The sequence below is a fragment of the Pseudomonas sp. R4-34-07 genome (assembly GCF_003852375.1).
Lineage (GTDB): Bacteria > Pseudomonadota > Gammaproteobacteria > Pseudomonadales > Pseudomonadaceae > Aquipseudomonas.
Genome location: NZ_CP027760.1, coordinates 2203756 through 2219326 on the forward strand (window position 1 = coordinate 2203756; position 15571 = coordinate 2219326).

The 15571-nt window shown below is 47.4% G+C and carries 16 protein-coding genes; 14 read left to right on the plus strand and 2 right to left on the minus strand.

The annotated features are described in order from the left end of the window. The first annotated feature begins 1 nt into the window (after position 1). The 13 genes from C4J85_RS10235 to C4J85_RS10295 all read left to right on the plus strand — a co-directional run bounded on the left by C4J85_RS10235 (position 2) and on the right by C4J85_RS10295 (position 10049). Positions 2-1693, plus strand: coding sequence for a hypothetical protein (locus tag C4J85_RS10235; RefSeq protein WP_124403759.1), 1692 nt, complete (start codon positions 2-4; stop codon positions 1691-1693). A gap of 50 nt (positions 1694-1743) precedes the next feature. After that, entirely contained in the window at positions 1744-2004 is a 261-nt protein-coding gene (locus C4J85_RS10240) for a phosphopantetheine-binding protein (protein WP_124406854.1), read from the plus strand. A 236-nt stretch (positions 2005-2240) separates the two neighbouring features. Further along, positions 2241-2852 (plus strand): winged helix-turn-helix domain-containing protein, encoded by a 612-nt coding sequence (locus C4J85_RS10245; RefSeq protein WP_256657474.1) that lies wholly within the window; start codon positions 2241-2243, stop codon positions 2850-2852. 148 nt (positions 2853-3000) lie between these two features. Further along, positions 3001-3456, plus strand: coding sequence for a transglycosylase SLT domain-containing protein (locus tag C4J85_RS10250; protein ID WP_124362271.1), 456 nt, complete (start codon positions 3001-3003; stop codon positions 3454-3456). An 82-nt stretch (positions 3457-3538) separates the two neighbouring features. Continuing rightward, complete coding sequence (locus tag C4J85_RS10255; RefSeq protein WP_164487529.1) at positions 3539-4708, plus strand: PrgH/EprH family type III secretion apparatus protein; 1170 nt, start codon at positions 3539-3541, stop codon at positions 4706-4708. 20 nt (positions 4709-4728) lie between these two features. After that, positions 4729-4992 (plus strand): type III secretion system needle complex protein, encoded by a 264-nt coding sequence (locus tag C4J85_RS10260; protein ID WP_124406855.1) that lies wholly within the window; start codon positions 4729-4731, stop codon positions 4990-4992. Between the two features lie 70 nt (positions 4993-5062). Further along, positions 5063-5365: a type III secretion system inner rod subunit SctI gene (gene sctI, locus C4J85_RS10265; RefSeq protein WP_124403762.1), complete on the plus strand. Its 303-nt coding sequence runs from the start codon at positions 5063-5065 to the stop codon at positions 5363-5365. Continuing rightward, on the plus strand, positions 5365-6087 hold the full coding sequence (locus C4J85_RS10270; RefSeq protein WP_124405789.1) for an EscJ/YscJ/HrcJ family type III secretion inner membrane ring protein: 723 nt from the start codon (positions 5365-5367) through the stop codon (positions 6085-6087). The genes sctI and C4J85_RS10270 overlap by 1 nt, the downstream gene beginning before the upstream one ends. Further along, positions 6084-6647, plus strand: a complete 564-nt coding sequence (locus C4J85_RS10275) for a secretion system protein (protein WP_124403763.1) — start codon at positions 6084-6086, stop codon at positions 6645-6647. The genes C4J85_RS10270 and C4J85_RS10275 overlap by 4 nt, the downstream gene beginning before the upstream one ends. Continuing rightward, positions 6619-7320, plus strand: a complete 702-nt coding sequence (locus C4J85_RS10280) for a hypothetical protein (RefSeq protein ID WP_124403764.1) — start codon at positions 6619-6621, stop codon at positions 7318-7320. Before C4J85_RS10275 ends, C4J85_RS10280 begins: the two co-directional genes overlap by 29 nt. Continuing rightward, a complete protein-coding gene (locus C4J85_RS10285) occupies positions 7317-7742 on the plus strand; it encodes a hypothetical protein (protein ID WP_124403765.1) in 426 nt (141 codons plus the stop codon). The genes C4J85_RS10280 and C4J85_RS10285 overlap by 4 nt, the downstream gene beginning before the upstream one ends. An 86-nt stretch (positions 7743-7828) precedes the next feature. Beyond that, a complete protein-coding gene (locus C4J85_RS10290; protein WP_124362279.1) occupies positions 7829-8455 on the plus strand; it encodes a response regulator transcription factor in 627 nt (208 codons plus the stop codon). Between the two features lie 112 nt (positions 8456-8567). Then, entirely contained in the window at positions 8568-10049 is a 1482-nt protein-coding gene (locus tag C4J85_RS10295; protein WP_124406856.1) for a hypothetical protein, read from the plus strand. A gap of 99 nt (positions 10050-10148) precedes the next feature. Here the strand turns inward: C4J85_RS10295 and C4J85_RS10300 are convergent, their stop codons facing one another. Next, on the minus strand, positions 10149-10577 hold the full coding sequence (locus C4J85_RS10300) for a response regulator (RefSeq protein WP_124403768.1): 429 nt from the start codon (positions 10575-10577) through the stop codon (positions 10149-10151). Positions 10578-10843: 266 nt separating this feature from the next. Then, positions 10844-14521, minus strand: coding sequence for an ATP-binding protein (locus C4J85_RS10305; protein ID WP_124403769.1), 3678 nt, complete (start codon positions 14519-14521; stop codon positions 10844-10846). 175 nt (positions 14522-14696) lie between these two features. Between C4J85_RS10305 and C4J85_RS10310 the strand changes: the two genes are divergently transcribed. Beyond that, positions 14697-15566: an alpha/beta hydrolase gene (locus C4J85_RS10310; RefSeq protein WP_124406858.1), complete on the plus strand. Its 870-nt coding sequence runs from the start codon at positions 14697-14699 to the stop codon at positions 15564-15566. Positions 15567-15571 lie beyond the last annotated feature (5 nt).

Consider the following 15571-nt stretch of genomic DNA (forward strand, 5'->3'; position numbering starts at 1 on the left):
TATGAGATCAACTTCTCCTTCAAATATTGCCATACCGTTTCGCAGGGCTAATTCTCTTATCCGAAATCATTTGGATGGAAAGGTGGTTAAAGGAGGTAATGCAGACAAGCAAGTACAATTTTTATCAAGGGCTGACACTGCGGCGCGTCAACATTATTTAAGAAATGCAGTGGGTGCTGGATCATTGGACTCATTACTTGGAAAGCACAATAGTTTGAAGGGTGCTTTGGATGAGTTGGCATCGAACTATAGGGAAGCACATTTTTCCTCCAGAGCCAATAGTTGTTACCAAGAACTTAGCGCTTCGCAATTGCGTGAAATTAATGATTTGCAGCGGGTGGTAATTGTGAGTGCTGCCAATATGCCATCGATCGCCGTGACGTTGTTTGGCGAGCTTAATACCTTTTTGGAGGATAATGCAGGTAAACTAAAAGAAGGAATTTCGCTTATCGCGTCTGACTCAAAGTCTGCCTCGCTGGTTAAAAGTTTTGACGCTTTAAAACAGTCTGTGGCGAAGCAGGTACGTTATGAAGAAGCCTACGGGTTTTATGCTGATGTTAACAAAAATTTTGGTAAGCCTGCTATCTCCGCATATTTGAAAAATAGGGAGGTTTCCATTCCTACTGGTTCCGTATTGCCTGAAGGTAAAATCATGAGCCAGTCGGCCGCTGAGACGATGGCTGATCTGAGAAGAACGAATACAGAGGGTAAAACAGGCGGTGTGCTGGATTTCGTTTCACTTTCTGAGGTGGTAAAGTTCGTAATGACCGAAGTGGATCTTCGCCGTCCACTGATTGAGAAATCGCCGAAAGAGCTGGTGGGCGACGGTGGCTCTGGGACCGATCGCTCGACCTCCGCGCCCGAAAGAAGAGGCCGAAATGCGCCAGGCACACCAGGAATCACGAACTCAAATGTGCAGAACATTAATATTAGCGCAGATTTATTGAGAGCTCTGGCAGGCGCGGCAAATAGCCATGAGCCAACTGCCATAAATAAAAAAACTTCAGAGCAGAGCGTGCCTGATGAATCAATACCTGCTGGAACTGATGCGCTAGACATGCCGCAGGACGTTAACGATAAGTCGAATGTTGCAGAGCTGAATTCGCTACCGCCGCCGCCGCCGCCGTCACAGTCGCCGTTGAATCGTCAAAGTTCAGTTAGTGCGCTGATTAAAAAGTTTGACGGAGATCGAAATGATACCCTTGATCGGGAGACTCTCAACAGCCCTGAACACGATAAAAAAAATGATGATGTTGAACTCCGACATAAACTCAATCCAAACTCGCCAGCGAGTGTATTGAGTTTTGGAAATGTAACATACGTACCTTGGACTGATCGGGACTTTAGTAAACGCGGCAGCATTATGCTCGATGCGCGCGAGAGCCTGGCTGCAATACTCAAGGCTGTGAGTTACTCTTTGCAGGTTTCTAGTGCTGACACGAAGAATCAACGGCATGCTGTTAACCTGCTTAAGCGAGATTTGAGTAATTTTGACGATACCCAAAGTCTTTCCAGTGCCAGTTTTGAGACGTTAAGTCAAATGCTGAACAGCGGCCGCATGAATAAATTTGCATTGGATCTGAAAAGTGGATTGAAGTCATTTGAAAATAACAATATTAAAATGCGACGTAACTATGAAAACGTGAGGCAAACAATGGAAAAACTGCAAGCATTATTCGCGTTCATTGAGTGATCAACTTCACGGCTTGTTCAAGCGCAGTAATATGAGGTGGAGGGCGTGGGGTGAATGAAATTGATCCAGAATTTAGTATGCTACGAGCACTATTAGCCTATCACTTCAGGCTTGCTCAAGAAAAGATAACTAGCAAGACACTAATTATTGAGCAGCTTATGGCGGATTCGTTAGACTTGATTGATATAGGCTTGCAGTTGAATGAGGTATTTAATATTGATTTGAATGTGTCGCTGGTAGCGACTAGTCATAGCGTGGAGGATATGTATTTGCACGTTAGAACAGCGCTCGCGCTGAACGAAAATACGTAAAGTAATGCCGTAAAGCGTCCTAAAAAAATAAAAAATCCAATTATGCAACTTAAGCATCAATCATTCTATGAGCCTGTGCGCTACTAGCGCGTCAGAAATTTCTTGTGTCGTGCTGGATGTTTCCGGCGCTATTGTGGTCGTTTCTTATCCACCCGGCGCCTTTCTTGCCTCTAGTATAGCTCCATCGATTTTGGGTAGTCGTTTTGGCGGCGCATTATACTGGCGAGGTTAGAAAAGTGACTGACATAGTTAATCCTTCTTTTACTGAAGATGTGGCATTTGGAAAGTGGGTTTGGAGAAAAAACAGAGGTCTTTGGTTAGGCAGTGAGTGTGTGCATTTGCCTCCTAAAGAATCCAGGCTCCTTGAACTATTGCTTGCCTCTGAGGGGCGGGAGCTGAGCAAGGATAGGTTGCTGGATAGTATCTGGCCACATCAGGCGGTGGGGGAGGAGTCTCTTAGCCGTTGTATTTATATCTTGCGCAAAATACTGCGCTCTTCAGATAGCAAAAGTTATATCGCAACCATCTATGGCAAAGGCTATCGGTTTGTTCGGCCTGTTATATCCATACCTGAAACCACGCACTCGATCGCGATTGCGCACTCTGTGAAGTTAACCCCGAATGGTGCCAGTAGTGGTCGTTCAGATTCCGCTCACGCGCCGTCTAGTGTCACCGCACTTATCTGCGACACTCAAATGCTGGATGAGCTGGGTGGATTGCAGAACGGTCGACGTATGTGTTTAGAGCTGGTCAACCAATGCGGCACCTTGACACTGCGCCGATTGAATCCCTCCGCTCCAGAGCCTATTGAACGGTTCACTTCTGGGGCGAGTCGGAGTGCTGCCTAAGCATGAGAATATATAAAAAAGTTGAACTTGCAGTCCATTCGAGCGCCGCACCATTGTCCGGTGGATCCAGGTTTTTTGAAGAGTGTCCTGTTTGTCTTGTCAGCCAAAGACGCCTGCGAGAGTCGGCCAGGTTCGCGGGGAGGCTGCTTTGACCCGATATCTCTTGGTCGGCCTGCTACTGTTGACAAGGCCTTCTTGGGCGGATGCTTTCTGCTGGGAACAGGTGGGAGCGTCCTACGATATTGAACCAGAGCTTCTTTTTGCTATAGCACAAGTCGAGTCTTCGCTGCGAACAGATGCGCTGAATCATAACCATGATGGTTCGCGGGATATTGGTTTAATGCAAATCAATAGTCGCCATCTACCGTGGCTCAGTGAGATGGGTATCGACGAAGGCCGACTATTAAATGACCCCTGCTTGAGCATCGCTGTGGGTGCCTCAATACTGAAAGAGTTTATTGGGCGCTTTGGCTATAGCTGGGAAGCTGTCGGCGCTTACAACGCTGGAGGTTCTGCTTCTAGGGCAACGTCACGGCAGCGTTATGCCAAGCGTGTCCAGGAGCGTTATCACATGATGCGCAGTGATTTGAATCTTGATGGATAATACTTCTATCCATCAAGATTTAATATCGAGTTGGCATTAATCTATGTCCATATCGCGCGATGTAAAACGGTGGAAGGGCAATATGTTGTTAGGCGAAAAAGAGCAAGGCACCACGAACTTCGGTTGCGTGCTACGTGTTCTGGATGGGCCGCTGTGCGGCTGTGAGTATGAGTTGCGTGATAAACAAAACCTGTTCGTCGTCGGTATGGAAAGAGAATTTTTCAACGATGAATCAGCCGTTTCCTTTCCTGAGCACTCATTTTATATACCGCTGGAGGGCAGTAGTAGTAATTTTGAAGTGCTTGTTGAAGAAACTGCACAGTCTGGCGTCATGGTGCGTATATTCGGTGAGGAAGTAGTAGAGCGATCTTTAACTTATCAAGTCATTCACCGTGTAGGTAGTTTGCGTATTGCTTTACGTCCGATGGATGCAGACTGGGTTGACGGTTTGTTTGACGAGCCTGCGCCCGAAACGTTTGCACGGACAATTTCTAATAGGCTCTCGGTGAAGAGCGTAATAGCGATGCTACTAAGTGGCGTAGTATTGATCGCCTGCTTCTGGTGGGAAAGCCGGCCAACGCCAGTGGTGAGTGTGAAGTCTGTCGTTGGCGGGGTCAGCAGCCCTTACAGAATTATTAAAGGCCGCGATGACAAGATTTACATGTTTGCTTCAAGCGAGCGCGAGCTGAGCTGGGGGCGACAGGTCATGATGCGAAACAATAGTACTGGCATCGATGTGAGGTCGATACGCGAGGAAGCAAAGCGTGTTGAAGGCGAGTTGCTTCGTCATTACACCGGTTTAGCATTCCATCGACTCGATCTGAATAATCCTGAATTTCCCCGTCTGGTTCTGAGTAAGGAGCGTGCTCACTTAGACCTGGCCGCTGGCGAGGCGCTTAGGACTTTCTTGTTAAAGGACATGCCTTATGTGCAGTCAGTAAAAATCGAGCGACGCAGCGACCTGGAGCTAGAGGCACTGGCAAAAGATGGTTTGCAGCGCTTGGCTGTTCCATTTGAACGAATGCATCACCCGGCTGGCGTCACGTTTAAGGTTAGAGGTGCGTTGAATGACGGTGAACTAAATAACGTACGCGAGCTGGTTGAGTCGTTTTATCAGCAATGGGGAGGACGTTATGTTTCATTTGCGCTAGAACTCGATGACGATTGGTTGAAAGGCAAGTCCTATCAGCTAGGTTCACAAGGTTATATAAAAATGAGTCCGTCTTCTTGGTATTTTCCCGCACCGACTTAATAAATTTGAGGTAATAAAACATGGCAAACACTAATAGCCCTAAACCGGCAGCGCCTAGTGGCTGGTTGACCGAAGTTTCACAAGATTTCGATGAGTCGGTGACGGATCTTAAAAAGGAATTGGATGCTTCATTGGATAAGCTAAAGGGTGATGCTTCAGATCCCTCCCTACTTGCTGATTATCAAGCTCGGTTGTCGGAGTATAATTTGTTTCGTAACGCACAATCGAACACCGTAAAGGTATTCAAAGATATTGATGCTGCGATTATTCAAAACTTCCGTTAGTGCTTAATTGATCTCCTTTTTTCACATCTTGGGGCCCCGTACCGGGGCTGGTTAAGTTTAGAGTGTATTTATGTCCGGCTTAGAACTAATCGCTTCTCCTAGCGCACAGGTGAGCTTTTTAAACAACCCCGCCAGTGATGCGTCAGAATCTTTGGAGGGCCGGCTTATCCAGGCCTTTTCTGAAAAAAGCGTGGAAGCAGAACACTATGTATCCGCAATCAACTCAATTTTGTCGCGTCCGGGAATGCTCAGCGACCCAGAGGTTCTCTTCGAACTGCAACAGCAAACCGCGAATTATAATCTCGATATCTCCATGGTCAGTACACTTACACGTAAGGCCGTGGGGGCCGTTGAGGCATTGATGCGCTCATGATGCTGCGGTGGCTATTACTCGGATTGGTGTTCTTGGGGTTGGTAGGCTGTCGTCAGGCGGATCTGCTGGACGGATTAGATCAGCACCAGATAAATGCTGTTATCGCTGTACTGCAGCGTAACAATATTGAGGCGGTCAAAGTCGATCAGGGCAAGAATGGTTATAGCGTCCACGTCCGCCAGTTGGATTTTACCGCTGCAGTTGACTTGTTACAATTGCATGACCTGCCACCCAAGCCTCGGCTTGAGGTTGCACAAATGTTCCCACAGGATTCGCTGGTTGCTTCGCCCCGAGCAGAGAAAGCCAGATTGTTCTCAGCCTTGGAGCAACGCCTGGAACAAACATTGGCCACACTGGAAAAGATTGTCCGGGCCAGGGTGCACGTCAGTTATGACCTAGATGCCGGGGAAGGAGGCCGTAAGGCTTCGCCCATACATCTTTCTGCCCTGATCGTGCATGAGCGGGGTGTAGACTCACAACTATTGATCGGTGATATCAAGCGGTTTTTGAAAAACAGTTTTTCGGATGTCAGTTACGACGATATTTCAGTTGTGCTTTCACCTAAAAGCGAAATTCAGCACTTTGCGCCTTCAGCGGCACCCACGAATCATAATAAGAATTACCTGCTGGGCGGTCTGATTCTGATGGTCTTATTAGGCGGCCTATCGAGTGCTTATTGGTATTGGTCAGTAAAGCGGCGCCAAACTAAGGCGGACCTATGATGGATTTTGCCCCGCGGTTGAGACATATCATGTTTGATCCTTTGGCCTACCTACATCCAAGTCGTCTGAGCAGGACAATCAATCTTAGTTCTGCGCGGCAACGGAGCGCGCTTAATGGGATTTTTCTTGACGCACTACCCAATGCGATGCCGGCTACGCCGGAGGTTGATTCTGTGTATGCGCATTGGGTGAGATATTGGCACCGCCTGCCTCATATTGCTCTGGCTCTGGGGGCGCAGCAATTGCGTCAATACCTGGCGCAAGGAGGGACTTGGTTATGCCTGCCTGAGCAAGCCCAGGCCTTCGCAGCCTATAAGCTTCGTGAAGCCCGCGAAGAGGAAAAAACGTCTTTGGTGTCTGTGGCCCAAGTCCAGGCATGTGGGCTTTCCGCATTGCTGGCGTGGAGAGAGTGGGTGCCTGAGGCACTGGTAGCACGGCTGCCGCTACTCTTCCCTGAGAAAATAGTCGAGCTGCAGGGAACCCAGCCGATACCTTCTGCTGATCTATTAATTTTTAAATTGGCTCTACAAAATGATCAGAATTATTCCCATTCACGATAACCTTCTGATTGAGGATAGCGTCTGGGTCGCCTCAGTGCATCTGCAGAAGCAAACGCAGGCCGTCGACATTCTTGACCAGGCGATTGCTCAAGCCAATAGCCGTATCCACGCGGCTCAGTGCGAAGCGGATGCAATTCATCAGCATGCTTTTCGCCAAGGGTATGACAAGGGCGTCTGCGTCCTGGCGCAAGATGTCGTGCATGCAGTGGGCCAAGCAAGTGCTCTTCAGAAGCGTCTAGAGGTGATCTTGCATCGTACTGCTGTTGATTTAGTCGCGGACTTGCTGGGCCGGCCTGAGTGTTTGGAGGCCATGTTTGCCAGATGGCTGAAAGAGAGCAGAGCCGACGCCAGCTCGGACCAAGCTATGACCGTGGTATTGCCTCAACGCTTGGATGCGTGTGGTGAGGAGTTTGTGGCTCGTCTACGCTTGCATTGGAGTGGCACAATGAATGTCGAATTCGTCGACGGGGAATATTACCGATTTCGTTGTGACCAACAATTTGCCGAGCTGAATGGTCGGGCTATCGGCGAAGAACTGGCCCCGGAATTGATGGTGAAATTAGGCCTATTGACGGAGCAGTGCGGGCGGATTTCTGGCGAGGTCCGGTCTGCTATTTTGCGGTTTACCGGGTTGGATGAGTCGATTTGTTTGAATAAAGGGATCATGGAATGAACATTGGTGCCATTCGCCCCGCTGGTAGCCAAGCCGTGCTCGCCGCTCAAGAAGCGATCCTTGATCTGGATCAGCGTGTGCTTGAAGTTGGTGCGCTATCCAAAACCTCTTTGGATGATCCTAATTTCGAAGCGTTCTACCAGAGGTTATTGGCTATAGCAGACGATGGTTTGAGCGGCGCAACAGTTTATGAGTGCTTACGCGCGTTTGAGGCTGATGGAGCGCATCCTTATCGCACCACTGAAACCCAGGCTGCAGTTTTGGCCTTGACCCTGCAGCGCCTAAAAGAGGATAGTCTTCAAGATACAGCGCTATATAAGAGTGTCACAGAGGCTCAATCTCGTGTTTTTTCGGCGAAATTTATGGTTCAGGAATATATGCAGCAAATATTCATGGTGGCTGAAGAGCTGCCCGAATGGTGAGCTCACAATGTGGACGACATCGCGCCTGATCACTTCAGAGGTCGCGGGCGCAGTCAATCTTTTAATACCATTATCAGGTGTAGACAGTGGGAAAAATACTGATTGTTGATGATCATCCGATACTACGATTAGCTGTTCGTTTGTTGTTGGAGCGTGACGGGCACGAGGTGGTGGGGGAGGCGGACAATGGGGTCGATGGTGTCAGTTTAGCTCGAGAGCTGAATCCTGGCCTGGTGCTGCTTGATATAGGTATTCCGAACCTCGATGGGTTGGAGGTAATCGCTCGTATCCAGACATTGGCAACGCCGCCAAAAGTCCTGGTACTAAGTGCACAGGAACCTGCTTACCTTGCCCACAGGTGCATGCGGGCTGGGGCTGCCGGTTTTGTGTTTAAGCAGGAGGATCCAGCGGAGCTACTCGCTGGTGTGCGTGCAGTGTTGTCGGGCTACAGTTTTTTTCCTAGCCAAACGCTCAATGACGTTCGCAATGACGCAGGGAAATCTGACGAGGCTACATTGCTAAGTACGCTGACCGATCGAGAGCTCACCGTTCTTCGTTATCTGGCGTTGGGATACACGAATAAACAAATAGCTGATGAGTTACTGATCAGCAACAAAACGATCAGCTCTTATAAAATACGCTTGCTTGAAAAATTGAACGCCTCTAGCCTTGTAAGCTTGGCTGAACTGGCGAAAAGAAATTCACTGGTATGAACGTTTAAACAACCGCTTGCGGTAGAGCACTCTGTCATGAGCGCTATTTGAAAGCCTGCTTCAGACGCTATTGATACTTTCGGGTCTCATTTGGCGTCTTGAGGCAAAATAAATGAATGTTAAAAACGTTGGCGCCGGGTCAGCGCCAGTAGGCGTGTTTCCCAGAACGACTTCAGATCTGCCAGTGCGAACATCGTGCAGTATTCGTAATGTACTAGGGATTTCCAGCCGCCAGCTAGATGAGTTTTGTTCCGAACATTTTGGAAATATTCTTACGTTGTGTGCATCGTATAGGCAAGCATCAGCGATCATGGCGGGCCACTTAGAGAACTTACTGGAACAAGTACGCGAAGTCACGCCCGACCAATGTGATAAACATAAAATTGTCAGCAGCCTCACAAATAATTTGCTGGCCAGTCTGACTCATATCGACTTGGAACAAGCGCAGCGCGCTATAGAAAAAATCCAAAGTCATTTCGATCAGAGCGCATTAGATGGCGCTCTGAATGCGTTGCGTCTGTCTTATCACAAAGCTACCCATTCAAGCGGTCGAATGGCGCACGCACAAGAAATGCAGAGTGACGTACTGCATTTTTTCCAAGGGCATTCTTTCGAGCGTCTAGCCGGTTTTCTCGCATATTTTCATGATCACGTTCAAATACTACAAAAAGATGGCACTGGCATTGGCAATCAACAGCATTGGGGGCTGAATGAGATAGCCACGGCTGCGGCCTTGGGGACCTTGGCCGAAGAGGCAACGGTCGACGTTACGGGGCAAGAAAGTCTTTGCCGGGTTGCGGCTGCGGTTATTCCCAGCGGCACAGCTTTCGATTTTATGCCAAATATAGGTAGAGACGGAAAACCCGGGCTTGGTACTGTCATTGAAGGCCTGTTGAGAAGTGGTGCACTTTCAATTCCGGATAATGCAGCATGCGAGGATATCGTGGCGATGGCGTACACTCTTGCCATTTGCGATACACAGCGTAACAACCTATCCGGTCTCGCTAGGCCCACGAATAAAATTGTGTACACAGTGGCGCCTGCAGTTTATAGGCTGTTGATGGAGTGCGCACAAGAAGATCCCCTGAAATTCGGTACTCTATTTTTTGACAACGGGCGGCTTAGCGAGGCCGGCCTTGCTCTGTGCAGCAAATTGACAACTACGGTTGAAGTGTTTGAAGAGTTTGCGCCTTATACGGATGCCACAGCTAAGAATGAGAAAGGGGGGCCTAACAATCCGCTCAGCGTGATTTATACCGAGGGGACTCTGACTGCGCACGAAAAACAGCGTGCAGTACTTGAACTTTTAGGTGGAAATGGTTTCTTTGGTTCCGCCAATGTGGCAGAGGATATTGAGGGGTTCTCAAAAACATTCCGTCATCCCGTCCTAGAAAAAATAAGAAGACGTTCCATAATGCCCGATCCGCGAGAAAGTTATATATATGGGTACGCAAAGCTCTCAGAAAAGCTTGGAGCTGAATGTCATGCAGGAAGAGTTAAACTGGATGCTGTGCTTGGGGAAATCAAGGCTATGGGCGGGTCTGTGTTAGACCGAGAAAAAACAACTGAGAATATCCTATGCTTGCCCTGCTGATGTAGTCCAAGCAATCCATTACATAATTTCTCGCGTACCTTGTCTTCATGGCATGGGGCGCGAGTAATACCCATCCAGCTCTGTCAACTGAACTCTAGATTATTTCGTTGCTGGGGTTGGACCAAGCTTGACGCTGCCATAATATGGAAAATAATCGTAACCGGCGAAGATTGCTTCGATTGCGTTAAGGAAGTCGCGTATGCCTGCGCGCTTACTGACAAAACCGGAGGCGCCGGCCCGTAAACAATATTCTGCGCAAGGCACTGCGGGATATGTACAAAAAATTAACATGCTAGGAGCATTCGATAACGAAGACATTTGTTTGATAATTGCTAACCCCTCTGTTTGATTTTGGCCAATATCAAAAGTTACAAGATCGGGATGATACAGGTTCGCAAGTCTTAGACCGTCTACTCCGTCGCTGATGTCGGCCAGAACTTTAATGCCTCGTCTTTCTAACACCGCTCTGATTGCCAGTCGCACGATCGGGTGTTTATCAATAATTATCACACTGTTCGAGTCTATCATGCGTCTACACCTTAGTTGGAATAAGAATTCTACAAGAACTCGTAAGACTTAACCATGGCGGAAGGGGCTGAAAGACAGTAGGAAAATTCTAGGCGCGCTAATTGTGTCGCGCGGCGGAAAGATAATAGCGCCAGTTGTAGGCAGGGTTTATACAACGTTTAAGGTGCCTTTAAGCGGTAAGGCGGGCAAACAATTGGCCGCCTATATCCAAGGATCGGCGTTACGGCCGTAATGAGTACATCGCGGGAGAGGGTGCTTCAGTCCACCTACTCAAAGTGTTTTTTTCTCTGGCGAATCAGATCGCGTTCTAATCCTACCATTGCCTGATCAAGGGCTAGGACCACGGCCGGTAAATTAGAATCTGACGGGTCAAGGTGACAGGAAGCTTCCAAAGCTTCACAGTGCTTGATCAGACTGCGAACCTTAACAACGCGAGCACTGCCCTTGATTTTATGAGCAAGCTCGGATAAGCCACGCAGATTGTCGTTTTTATTAAGCCGTCGTAATTCCTCTAAATCATCGGTGATACTATTAATTAATCCATCCAGCACACGCTTTAATATGTTGAGGTCTCCACCGGTAAGGTGCTCAAGGGTATTCAAGTCAAATTTATTGGATTCAGAATAATTAATTTCGTCATGAATGGCTATTGCGGAGCGTTTGATGAAACGCTCTAAGGTATCCAGCTCCACTGGTTTAAATAGGCAGTCATCCATGCCAGCCGATATGCACCGCTCGCGCTCCTCACGTTGAGCATTAGCAGTAAATCCTAAAATGATAGAGCGCACCCGGTTTTGAGCGCTCTCAATCACGCGTATTGCTTTCGCAAGCTCATATCCGCTCATCACTGGCATATTGCAGTCGGTAATGATGACGTCAAATATTTTCTGTTTCCATAATGCAAGGCCTTCAGCACCATTTTCAGCAAGATGCACGGAGTGCCCCAAGTATATTAGCTGTTCACTCAACAGCAATCGATTGGCGTAGTTGTCGTCAACCACTAATACACCTAAAATTGGAGCCGGGTTGGCTGCGGAGCTGTTTAATACTTCGGCCTTCTTTTCCTGCCGTGGTTCGAGCACGTTCAGTGTCAGTCGGCCAATGGCTTGTGTGCCCTGATCGATTTCGCTGTCGAGCTCCAATTGGCCTCCCATCATTTCACATAGATTACGGGAAATCATTAATCCTAATCCTGTACCAGAGCGGGCGTGCTGTCTCGTTCCACCTATCTGGGTAAATGGCTGGAATAAGCGCGCTATATCGTTAGCAGATATACCAATACCGGTGTCATTGACCGAAAATTCGACCTGTAATTGATCATCTGCTAATAAGCAAGAATGAACAACCACATCGACCCCGCCGTTTTCGGTAAACTTAATCGCATTACTGATTAAGTTGGAAAGTACTTGTTTAAAGCGCAGCGGGTCAACCAATACGTCGTAATTTATACTTTCGTTAATGTCTAACTTTAGAGTTAGGTTCTTTTGCTTGGCCAGTCCACTGAATACTCGAATAACAGATTCTACTAGGTCCTTTAGGTTGGCCCGCTCTTGATTCAGACTAAGGTGACCTGTCTCTATACGGGCAATGTCGAGTATATCACCAATTAAATCAAGCAAGCCGCGGGCGGAATGATAGGCGACTTCTATTGATGAGCGGTCATATTTTTCTTTATCGCGTTTCAAGCTTAATTCCAGCAATCCTATGATCGCATTCATAGGTGTTCTGATTTCATGGCTCATAGTCGCAAGGAATGTAGTTTTGGTCCGATTAGCCTCATCAGCATCATTTTTGGCTTGTTTGAGCTCCTCCAGAAGCAAGTGCCGCTCAGTTATATCTATCCAACCTCCGATTAAGCCTTGATTGGCACCTTCAGAGTTAGAGAAAGGTAGCATCCAGTGATAGATAGTTTGATGACGTCCAGCAATGTAAACTTCTCGATCACGCAAAAGAGGTTGGCCTGTCTGCAATACAGTTTGGCAATCCTTTTCATAGGCCGCCGACCTTTCCAATGAGGTTTTTGCTGAACTTAAACCACGAGCAATATCACCCTCGTTTGAAAGCGATTTTACGTAACTGTCATTGCAAATTAATAGGCGATTTTCTAAATCCCGCACGTAAATTGGATGCGGCGTGCCGTTTATCAGGGCTTCCATAAAGTGAAGCTGATTGCTGAGTTCTCTTTCGGCTGCTCTGCGTTGCATGATTTGCCGACGTAAGTAAATTCCCCAACCCAATGCGATAGTCAATAGTGTGATAGTGCCAACTACGGATTTAAATATAATCTGACGATAGTCGCGCCATGATGGGGGCGCAATAACTGCGTTTGTGCGCCACCGGTTGGTAACAGAATCAATAACATCTGGCGGGATGCTTCTTATGGTTTTATCGAGAATTGCGTAAAGCTGACCTTGCCCCTTAAGTACACTGAGCGACGCTGTCGCAGGTGCAGAGTTTATAATCGATGCAATTTTCAGTGAGTTATCGCGGCTACGCAAATTGTAGCTGGCAATAGGTGCAGGTAGGATTGTTGCATCTACTGAGCCATCCTCTACCCAAGCAAGGGCCTCAAAATTATTCTCTGCGTTCTTTAAACGAATGAGCGGGTAATGTTCGCGTAACATCGGCAGAAGCGCATGGCCTGGCGCAACGCTTAACGTCCTGCCTGCCAGAGCCTCCAGCGTATCTGGGTATGCACTTTGATTGCGTACTACAAGTGCATAAGGTGCGATTAAATAAGGACGTCCAAATAAAAAAGATTGCATGTTTTCCTGGTTTTTAGGCAGGTCCGTTGCGATTTGCACTCTTCCCGCTTTTAAGCTTTCCTGCATTTCTCTAATGTTGGGGTGAGGTTGTATGTTGAATTTTAAGCCCGTTTTTCTCTCAATTAACTTAAGCAAGTCTCGTGTAATACCAAAATAATTACCATGGATGTCGAAATATGAAACGGGTGCCAGGTACCGGCTCACTGCTATATTTACCACAGGGTTTTTCTTGATCCAATCTTTCTCGTCTGCACTTAAATCCAGTGGCTGGAGCGTGAATAAGAGTTTTTCGCTCCAGCGTGTTTGTATTTCAGTTTTTACCTGTTCTGGCACGGCCCCTAGGGCGGTATTGATAAGGTTCAGCAAACGCGGGTTATCAGCGTTAATGGCAAAGCTGAAGCCTTCTTGTGCCGGGGGGGCGATATCCAAAATATCGAGATGGCTGGAATAATTTCGCGAAATAAGGTATTGAGAGGATATAGCATCCCCTAAAAATGCATCAGCTTGTCCAAAGGCGACTGCCGCGATAGCATTTTCTGTCGATGTGAACACTTCTATGTTTGCTTGAGGAAACATCCGCCGAGCCGCAGCCTCACTAATATAGTCGGAGTCAATTGCCAAGCGAATACGCGCGACTTTATCGTCGAAAGACAGGCTAATGCCTATGCGGCCGATTAGAGCGAGTCGATCATCGAGGTAGTTGTTGCTCAGTGCCAAATCTATTCTATTTTTTTCTCTTCGATTAGCGCTGCCCAATAAATCTATTTCGCCAGTTTTCAGTGCTTCCACGGCTTCCATATGAGTAGCGTAACGGCGAACGTCCACGGTTACACCAAGATAACCAGAAATTATCTGCATGTAATCTGCTGTGATACCCTCATAGTCACGATTGGAACTTGATATGTCCAACGGCGGATAATCAGGAAGCGACGTACCCAGTACCAAAGTCTTCTTTTTCTTTAGCCAGCGCCAACCGTTGTAGTCTAAATTTAACTTCTGGTGATCTTCATTGGTGTGGCTGAAGAGTTCTAAATTGTCCACACGACTAGCATGGGCTTCTGGCCCGGCGAATAGCGCGATCCAAAGCGCCGCACAGATATTGAGCGACAGCGTCTTCCTGAATATGTATTTTGGTGTTGGTTTTTTTTTAATTTGCACGCTTAGGTGAATCGATTTCATGGTAACCCCTCTACAAATGTAGAACAGTACTTGAATATTTGGATGGTTGAGGCTTTGTTGCAGGATCGCTTTTTGAAATACTACTATAGCCTATTGCTGTAGGTTTTGTGTGTATAGCGATGCCTTTCTTTTGAATTGGGAATTGTAACTTGGCCAGTATTTGAGGAGTAGTGTAATGAGTGGTTTTGAGAGCGTTAGTGTTAGTAGCAGCGGGGAACAATTGGCGGTGCGAATTTATCCTAGCACATCAGTGATCCCGGCACCTGTTCTGGTGCTGTGCCATGGGTTTTGTGGCATCCAGAACGTTGTTCTGCCTGAGTTTGCTTTCGCTTTTGCTCAGGCTGGCTACAATGTCATTACCTTTGACTATCGAGGTTTCGGTGAAAGTGGAGGTGAGCGCGGCAGGCTTCAGACCAAAATGCAGATAGAAGATATTCATGCCGTTGTTAACTGGGTAAGCCAGCAACCGTCATTTGATACGTCACGCATTGGTCTGTGGGGAACATCACTAGGTGGCTGTCATGTCATTACGGTTGGGGCGCAGAACCCGCTGGTCAAATGCATCATCAGCCAAACAGCCTTTGCTGACGGGGAAATATTAATCACTAGCGCAATGAGTATTAAAGAGGAAAGTAAGCTATTTTCGACATTAAATCGGATGCAGGAGAAGAAAGAATCAAGCGGTAGGGAGTTATTTGTGCCTCCGTTAATGGTGCTGGATGATGAGCAGTCTCGAGTGTTTTTCGAAAAGCATCAAAAGTTTAATCCTCAGCTAAATACAAAAATACCCTTTTTAACCGTCCGGGAAATCATAAACTACAAACCGGTTATCATGGCCATGAGCGTTCGTCAGCCTGTATTGGTTGTCGCTGCCGAACACGACATTGTTAATCCCCCGGATCAAGCAGTCCGATTGTATGAAGCGCTGCATGCTGAAAAGACAATCATTATGCTTGAAGGTGCTGGGCATTATGATGTCTATGAAGGTGACACTCATTTTAAAGTTTTAAGACATCAAATTAACTGGCTGGGAATGTATCTTTAACCGCC

Coding starts and splice junctions, on each gene's coding strand:
- C4J85_RS10260 (WP_124406855.1), top strand. CDS start 4,729: ATGGCAAACACTAATAGCCCTAAACCGGCAGCGCCTAGTGGCTGGTTG.
- C4J85_RS10235 (WP_124403759.1), top strand. CDS start 2: ATGAGATCAACTTCTCCTTCAAATATTGCCATACCGTTTCGCAGGGCT.
- C4J85_RS10280 (WP_124403764.1), top strand. CDS start 6,619: ATGATCAGAATTATTCCCATTCACGATAACCTTCTGATTGAGGATAGC.
- C4J85_RS10310 (WP_124406858.1), top strand. CDS start 14,697: ATGAGTGGTTTTGAGAGCGTTAGTGTTAGTAGCAGCGGGGAACAATTG.
- C4J85_RS10285 (WP_124403765.1), top strand. CDS start 7,317: ATGAACATTGGTGCCATTCGCCCCGCTGGTAGCCAAGCCGTGCTCGCC.
- C4J85_RS10300 (WP_124403768.1), bottom strand. CDS start 10,577: ATGATAGACTCGAACAGTGTGATAATTATTGATAAACACCCGATCGTG.
- sctI (WP_124403762.1), top strand. CDS start 5,063: ATGTCCGGCTTAGAACTAATCGCTTCTCCTAGCGCACAGGTGAGCTTT.
- C4J85_RS10295 (WP_124406856.1), top strand. CDS start 8,568: ATGAATGTTAAAAACGTTGGCGCCGGGTCAGCGCCAGTAGGCGTGTTT.
- C4J85_RS10305 (WP_124403769.1), bottom strand. CDS start 14,521: ATGAAATCGATTCACCTAAGCGTGCAAATTAAAAAAAAACCAACACCA.
- C4J85_RS10270 (WP_124405789.1), top strand. CDS start 5,365: ATGCTGCGGTGGCTATTACTCGGATTGGTGTTCTTGGGGTTGGTAGGC.
- C4J85_RS10255 (WP_164487529.1), top strand. CDS start 3,539: ATGTTGTTAGGCGAAAAAGAGCAAGGCACCACGAACTTCGGTTGCGTG.
- C4J85_RS10275 (WP_124403763.1), top strand. CDS start 6,084: ATGATGGATTTTGCCCCGCGGTTGAGACATATCATGTTTGATCCTTTG.